Genomic DNA, 6,693 nt, shown 5'->3' on the forward strand with positions numbered 1-6,693 from the left:
CCCCGCCGGGGGCTGCTCAGCCCTGGCCGGCCTTGCCGCCGTGGTTGGCCTTCTTCTTGCGGCGGGCCCGCTTCTTACGGGCGCGTTTGGACATGGGCGTCCGGTCCTTTCGTCAAGGGGACGTCTCGTTGGCGCGACGTCGTGCTGTCTGCTTCAGGCGCCGTGGCCGACGAGTTGGCCGGCGAGCTTGTTGAGGCGCTTGAGGGTGCGGGCGTCGGTGGCGGCGGGGGCCGGGTCGACGCACTGATCGCGGTCGTAGTAGGCGCCGTTGACGACCTCCACAGCCGGGTCGCAGAGCCGCACGACATGACGCGCGCCCTCTTCCGCGGAGGCGCCCGCGTTGGCGTACAGCGGCAGCAGCTCCGTCTCGCAGATCCCCGGGTGGACGGACACCGCGGTCACCCGCGGGTCGGCGGCGAAGACGGTGAGCGCCAGCTGCGACTGGGCGTAGGCCGCGAGCCGCGAGTAGCGCCGGACCCGCTGGGGGTCGCTCCACTGGATGGAGGCGGTGCGGTGCAGCGAGGACGACACGTTGACGACCCGGCCGCCCCGCTCGCCGGCGAGCGCCGGCTCCAAAAGGCAGGTCAGCAGGTAGTGGGCGAGGAAGTTGACCTGGAAGGCGACCTCGTTCCCGTCGGCCGTGACGGTGTGGCGCTCCGGCGCGGCCATCCCGGCGTTGTTGACCAGCACGTCCAGCTCGGGGTGCTCGGCGACCACGCGCCGCGCCATCGCCTCAACCTCCTCCAGACACGTGAAGTCCGCGGCGAACCCGCACAGCCGGGCGCCGTCGATGCCTTCGGTGGCGATCAGCCGGTCCGTGGCCGCCTGGGCCTCGCCGGCGGTGCGGCCGTGGACGAGGACGGTGGCACCGCGTTCGGCGAGTTGCCGTGCGGTGGCGAAGCCGATGCCGGAGGTGGCGCCGGTCACCAGGACCGTGCGGGAGGACAGGGAGGCGGAAGCAGAGTCAGTCATGTTCCATTCCGGGAAGGCGAAGGAGCGGCACGCCGGCCGGCCCCGCGGGGCGCCGGCGTGCAGACGAACGGATACGAAGCGGCGGCACCGGGACCGGTGTTCGGTCACGGCACCTTCGGCCGCTCACGGGAGTGCGAGGGCGCTGGAGGACGTGTCAGCGCGTGGCGGACGTCTCCGGGCAGCGCGGCGCTCGACTCGGGTCCGCCGGCCGTGACATGGCACGGCTTCGCCATGACGGCGGACGGTCGAGAAGGAGCCTGGCGCTGTTCACGTCACTCATCCAACGCGCTCGTCACCTGCCGGTTCAAGGGACGCGCACCGCTCTTGACGGCCTTCTGATGACCCCCTGACGACGTGACGGCTCCGCAAACACCGCCGGCCGGAATACCACCAATTCGATGGAAAGAGCAGGCACTTCGCCCCAGGGCCCGGTCCCGTCCTTGAGGATCACCGCACGAGCAGGGGTCCTGGCCGATCGGGATTCGGGAGGCGGAATGGCACGGTCATGGCTGCGACGGGGGGCGGCGGCGGTCGCGGTGTGCGGTGCGGTGCTCACCGCGGTGCCGCCGGCCACGGCGGCACAGGTCAGGGGGATGCTGGACCTGCGCATCGTGGGCGGTAGGAAGGCGGATGTGAAGGACGCCCCGTGGCAGGCGTCGCTCCGCAACCACGGGAGCCATGTCTGCGGCGCCTCGATCGTCCGGCCCACCGAGGTGGTCACCGCCGCCCACTGCACCGCCGGGGCACTCCCCGCCTCCCTCACCGTCCGGGCCGGCAGCAGCAACCGCGGTTCGGGCGGCCAGGTCGTCCACGTCTCCCGTATCGCCCGGCACCCGAAGTACAACCCCGCCACCATCGACTACGACGTCGCGGTGCTGGTCCTCGACGCACCGCTGGTCCTCGGCGCCGCGGTCCGGCCGATCCCCCTCCAGGAAGCGGGGGCGGAGCCCGCCTCGGGCACTCCGGCGACCGTCACCGGCTGGGGCTCGACGCGGGACGGCGGCCCGCTCCCCCAGCTGCTGCGCCGTGTCGACGTCCCCAAGCTCAGCGACTCCTCCTGCAAGAGCGCATACGGGGCCGGCTCCATCACCCCCCGGATGACCTGCTACGGATACGAGGCGGGCCGCAGGGACGCCTGCCAGGGCGACAGCGGCGGCCCCCTCGTCGTCGGCGGCCGTCTGGTCGGCATCGCCTCCTGGGGCTCGGGCTGCGCCGCCCCCGGTCGCCCCGGCGTCTACACGAAGGTCAGCGACCCCGACATCCACCGGCACATCACGAACTCCTAGGACAGGAGCGGGCCTATGCTGGGCGTGATGTTCGCACCCCAGGGCCCCACGATCCGGGAACTCGCCGTGCAGGCGCTGTCCTCCGTCGAGCGCGGCTACGACCTGCTCGCGCCGAAGTTCGACCACACGCCGTTCCGGACGCCGGATGCGGTGCTGCGGCCCGTGGCGCGGGCGCTGGGCGAGCTGGGTCCGTTCGGCAGCGGACTCGACCTGTGCTGCGGGACGGGCGCGGGGATGGGCGTACTGCGGCAGGTGTGCGCGGAGCGGGTCACCGGTGTGGACATCAGCGCCGGGATGCTCGCGGTGGGCCGGTCCCGCTCGTGGGGGACGGAGGCCGCCACCGGGCCGCGTATCGGGTGGGTGCGGGCGGATGCGCGGTCGCTGCCGTTCGGGCCGACCTTCGACCTGGTCGTCAGCTTCGGCGCGTTCGGGCACTTCCTGCCGCGGGAGCGCCCGGAACTGTTCGCGCAGGTGCACTCCGTGCTGCGCCCCGGTGGCCGGTTCGTCTTCCCGATCGTGGCGCCGGCCCGGCCCGGGTCGCCCCTCTACTGGATGCTGCTCGGCTTCGACGCGGCGATGCGGGTCCGCAACGCGCTGTGGCGGCCGAGTTTCGTCATGTACTACCGGGCCTTCCGGCTGGCCGACGTCCGTGCCGAGCTGGCAGCGGCCGGGTTCGGGGTGGAGCTGACGGCGCTGCCGGAACTCGGGCGACGGGCGGACGGCAGTCCGCGGTGCCGGCTGGTGGTGGCGACCCGGCGCGGGTGAGGGTGCGGGCGTGTCCGCCGGTCCGCCGACCGGCCCGGGAGATCCCGGAGCGCCGGTTTCCCACCGACGGCCCCGGCGGCCACGCCCCTCCTCCCCACACAAGGAATGTCCACAGGCCCTGCAGGGCGCTGCGGCACGGGAGTTGTACGGGTCAGCCGATGCCGACCTTGGACAGCGCGGTCGTCCAGTCGGTGGCGATGGCGCTGCGGGCGTCGTCGAGCTGGACCTGACCGTTGCAGACGGCGACCTTCAGCTTGTTCTCGACGGAGTCCTTGCTGGCAGCCGGCTGGTCGCCGTAACGGGGCTCGGGCCACAGGTTCTTCGGGTCGCGCGGCGCGCCGCCGAGTTCGAGGGGGACGAGGTGGTCCTCTTCGTAGTCGGCGGTGTTGGTGTCGCTGTAGCCGTATTCGCCGATCTGCTTGATCTTCAGCTGGTTGGTGTACGAGGCCGGCGGGCGGACGGTCTTGGTCCAGCCGGGCACGCAGATGGTCGAGTTGATCGTGGACTGGGTGACGTCGGGGTTGTAGGCGCCCGGCGTGCAGCCGGCGTCGGGCAGCGGGAGGCGGGACTGGGAGCAGGTGGCGGCGGCATGGGCGCTGCCGGTGGTGAGGAGGAGGCCGGCGGAAGCGAGGGCAAGGGCGGTGGTCGCGGAGGCGAATCGGTGTATCGATCGCATGGGGGGCTCCGGTGTTCAGGCCCGGCCGGGTGCCGGGCACGTGATGCCATGCCACCACCGCGGAGTCTATGCGAGTAGAGGCCAGAGATGAACAAGATGTGTACATGCCCATTTCTGACTGTTGCATGAACAACCATTGGCCAACTCCTGGTGCGGGTAGGGTTTTTCACGGGCTGTTGGCCGCGTACGGAAGGCCCTCCGGCGTGGCCGGAACGGATCCCCGCCGCCCCCGGCAGCGCCGACGCCACTCACCTCGGCGCGGGCGAGGCACATATGACGCATCGGCAGGCCCCTCGGCCGACAGCGGACGGTGACGTTTTGGTAGCGACCTGGTCACGTTTGCGTCGTTGAGCCCTTCGTGACCTCATTTCGCCACCGTTTAACAGCCGACACAGCCGATTGCGACCTGTGCCACCGGCGACGTCCCACCGCCGGGCCGCCCGCGGTGAGCGGACAACCGCTGCTGTGCGCGCCGTGCCAGGAGGACCGCCCCGGCCGACGGCGCACCCACCTGATCGACGAGGACTTCGTCTGGCAGACGATGTCCTGCCAGGCCCACGACCTCGCGGACGCCTACACCGCCGGCCGCTGGCTGCCCTACGAGGACGAGCACCGCTGGGCACTCGGCCTCGCCCGCGCGCACTGGACGCGGACCGCGCTGGAGGCGGCGCTGCGCGATCCCAACCCCTACCTGCGGGCCGGCCGCCTGGTCCGGGTGGTCGAACCGCTGCCCAGGATCCTCGCGATCGTCCCGCACGGCGATCGGTCGCTGCGGCCCGTCCAGGCCCTGCTCGACACCCTCGCGACGCGGTCGACTCGCTCCTGAGCCGCGGCCGTGGCGCACCGCCGGCCACTCCCTTCGCGCGGCGGAGCGGACCGCGGCCCCGGTTGCGGCGAACGGGCGGTCGCCCGGCCCGGCGTGGGCGCATCCCGTGCCCCTGCTTGCGACCATGGGCGGGCCCGCCGCAGCACCGCGACCCACCCCCGAAGGAGCCCTTATGTCCGCCGGCACGGATCTGCTCGTCGATGCCTTCGGCCGTGTCCGGGAAGCTGTCCTGGAGGTGGTCGACGGCCTCAGTGCCGACGAGCTGAGCACCCGTCCCGACGGTCGGGGCAATTCCATCGGGTGGCTGGTCTGGCACCTCACCAGGATCCAGGACGACCATGTCGCCGGTGCGGCCGGGACCGAGCAGATCTGGACCGCGGACGGCTGGTGCGCGGGCTTCGGGCTGCCGTTCGCGCCGGAGGACACCGGCTACGGCCACACGCGCAAGGACGTGGCGGCCGTACGGGGCCTGAGCGCCCCGCTGCTGACGGTGTATCACGAGGCGGTGCACGACAACACGGTGCGCTATGTCTCCGGGCTCGCCGCCAAGGACTTCGACCGCGTCGTCGACCGCGGTTGGACACCGCCGGTCACCCTGGGGGTCCGTCTGGTCAGCGTCATCGCGGACGACCTCCAGCACGCCGGCCAGGCCGCGTACGTACGGGGGCTGCTCGGCCGCTGATCCCACGGTGCACGGCCCCGGACGGGCCTCACTCCCGGCGGGGCAGCCGATGCAGCCGCACGTCCGTGAGCCGGCCGTCCGCGATCTCCGCCGTCATGTACGTGCAGTACGGCTGACGCCGGCGGTCGGTCGGCGAACCCGGGTTCAGCAGGCGCAGCCCCTCGCCGGCGGTGGTGTCCCACGGGATATGGCTGTGCCCGAAGACCAGCACGTCGAGCCCCGGGAACCGCTCGGCGCAGCGCCGCTCGCGCCCCTGCGCGGGACCGGTCTCGTGCACCACGCCGAGCCGCAGCCCGGCCAGCTCGGCGTAGGCCACCTCCGGCAGCCTGGCCCGCAGTTCCGGGCCGTCGTTGTTGCCGTGGACCCCGATCAGCCGCCGGGCGCGGGTCTCCAGGAGGTCCAGGGTGGCGGTGTCGACCCAGTCCCCGGCGTGCACCACGACGTCGGCGCTCGCCACCGCGTCGAGCAGCTGGGGCGGCAGCGCCCTGGCGCGCCGGGGCAGGTGGGTGTCGGAGGTCAGCAGCAGTCGCAGCGGCACGGGGTGACGGTAGCCGTCCGCGGGGCCGGACACCACGACCTGGGCCGCCGTCGCGGTCTGCGCGGTGTGCTCGGTCTCTCCGGCGGCCACGATGCTCCCGTACTCCTCGTCCGTCGCGGTCCATTCCCCGGAATCCGCTCGGCCGTTCCCTCGTATCCCGGGGATTTTTCCCGCAGGTTTTCAAGGTCTTCTCCGAGGGCTTGTCCCCGGCATTTCCGGTGGACAGGGACCGGGCATTCCCGGCCCGGTGACTTTCGCCCCGCCAGATGACTCGTTCACCTCCTTTCCCTCATGTCACCCGAAAGTCCCGCCGCAGCCGCATTTCCCGTCCGGCAGCCGCCACTCCCCCGGTGCGGGCGCCCGAACTGCGGGTATCACCTCTGGGAATCCGCTTTTACGCTCCCGGGAGTTGCTCATGAAGCACACCCATCCTCAGCCCGGCGATATCGGACTCACCCAAATATCCGGCACCACCGGCCGGTTGATCCGCTTCGGTGAGTGGATCAATGGAGACGGCTTCGCCAACTACGAACACGCCTTCCTGGTACTGCCCGACGGCCGGTTGCTGGAAGCCGAACCGGGCGGCGCCCGCATCAGACCACTCAGCGAGTACGACGGCGCCCAGGTCCTGTACGTCTGCCCGGAACGGCTCACCGACCAGCAGCGCACCCACATCTGCACGGCGGCCACCCGCTATGTGGGCGTGCCGTACAGCTTCCTCGACTACGCGGCGATCGCCACACACCGCTTCCATCTGCCCGTTCCGGGGCTGCGTCGCTATGTCGCCAGCACCCGGCACATGATCTGCTCCCAACTCGTCGACCAGTGCTACCAGGACGCCGGGGTGCATCTGTTCGTCGACGGCCGCTGGCCCGGCTATGTGACGCCGATGGCGCTGTACGACCTGCTGGGCCACTGACCGCGGCCGGGTAGGCCCTGGGGGGGGGG

9 protein-coding genes are annotated in these 6,693 nt (G+C 71.9%); 5 read left to right on the plus strand and 4 right to left on the minus strand.

Annotated features, from left to right (window positions below; all coding sequences use genetic code 11):
* Positions 1 to 16 precede the first annotated feature (16 nt).
* Together ACO1BR_RS21515 and ACO1BR_RS21520 are read right to left on the minus strand one after the other, a co-directional pair.
* Positions 17 to 94 carry a 50S ribosomal protein bL37 gene (locus ACO1BR_RS21515; protein ID WP_381368741.1) on the minus strand — a complete coding sequence of 26 codons (78 nt, stop codon included), beginning with the start codon at positions 92 to 94 and terminating at the stop codon, positions 17 to 19.
* Positions 95 to 153: 59 nt separating this feature from the next.
* Positions 154 to 972, minus strand: coding sequence for an SDR family NAD(P)-dependent oxidoreductase (locus ACO1BR_RS21520; RefSeq protein WP_426796702.1), 819 nt, complete (start codon positions 970 to 972; stop codon positions 154 to 156).
* Between the two features lie 494 nt (positions 973 to 1,466).
* Between ACO1BR_RS21520 and ACO1BR_RS21525 the strand changes: the two genes are divergently transcribed.
* Positions 1,467 to 2,258: a serine protease gene (locus ACO1BR_RS21525; RefSeq protein WP_426796703.1), complete on the plus strand. Its 792-nt coding sequence runs from the start codon at positions 1,467 to 1,469 to the stop codon at positions 2,256 to 2,258.
* 27 nt (positions 2,259 to 2,285) lie between these two features.
* The gene (locus ACO1BR_RS21530) at positions 2,286 to 3,023 is read left to right on the plus strand and encodes a class I SAM-dependent methyltransferase (RefSeq protein WP_426796704.1); all 738 of its coding nucleotides are present in this window, start codon (positions 2,286 to 2,288) and stop codon (positions 3,021 to 3,023) included.
* Positions 3,024 to 3,174: 151 nt separating this feature from the next.
* On the opposite strand, the gene ACO1BR_RS21535 is transcribed toward ACO1BR_RS21530, so the two are convergent.
* Positions 3,175 to 3,699, minus strand: coding sequence for a hypothetical protein (locus tag ACO1BR_RS21535; RefSeq protein ID WP_159505756.1), 525 nt, complete (start codon positions 3,697 to 3,699; stop codon positions 3,175 to 3,177).
* A 445-nt stretch (positions 3,700 to 4,144) separates the two neighbouring features.
* Here ACO1BR_RS21535 and ACO1BR_RS21540 point away from each other — a divergent pair, with 445 nt between their 5' ends.
* Positions 4,145 to 4,525 (plus strand): hypothetical protein, encoded by a 381-nt coding sequence (locus ACO1BR_RS21540; protein ID WP_426796705.1) that lies wholly within the window; start codon positions 4,145 to 4,147, stop codon positions 4,523 to 4,525.
* A 172-nt stretch (positions 4,526 to 4,697) separates the two neighbouring features.
* Positions 4,698 to 5,207, plus strand: coding sequence for a mycothiol transferase (locus tag ACO1BR_RS21545; protein ID WP_426796706.1), 510 nt, complete (start codon positions 4,698 to 4,700; stop codon positions 5,205 to 5,207).
* Positions 5,208 to 5,235: 28 nt separating this feature from the next.
* Here ACO1BR_RS21545 and ACO1BR_RS21550 read toward each other — a convergent pair whose 3' ends face one another.
* Positions 5,236 to 5,739 (minus strand): metallophosphoesterase family protein, encoded by a 504-nt coding sequence (locus ACO1BR_RS21550; RefSeq protein WP_426796788.1) that lies wholly within the window; start codon positions 5,737 to 5,739, stop codon positions 5,236 to 5,238.
* 421 nt (positions 5,740 to 6,160) lie between these two features.
* On the opposite strand from ACO1BR_RS21550, the gene ACO1BR_RS21555 reads away from it, so the two are divergent.
* Positions 6,161 to 6,664: a hypothetical protein gene (locus ACO1BR_RS21555; RefSeq protein ID WP_426796707.1), complete on the plus strand. Its 504-nt coding sequence runs from the start codon at positions 6,161 to 6,163 to the stop codon at positions 6,662 to 6,664.
* The last annotated feature ends 29 nt before the right edge of the window (positions 6,665 to 6,693 follow it).

The organism is Streptomyces sp. YGL11-2 (assembly GCF_050054615.1).
Classification (GTDB): Bacteria; Actinomycetota; Actinomycetes; order Streptomycetales; family Streptomycetaceae; genus Streptomyces.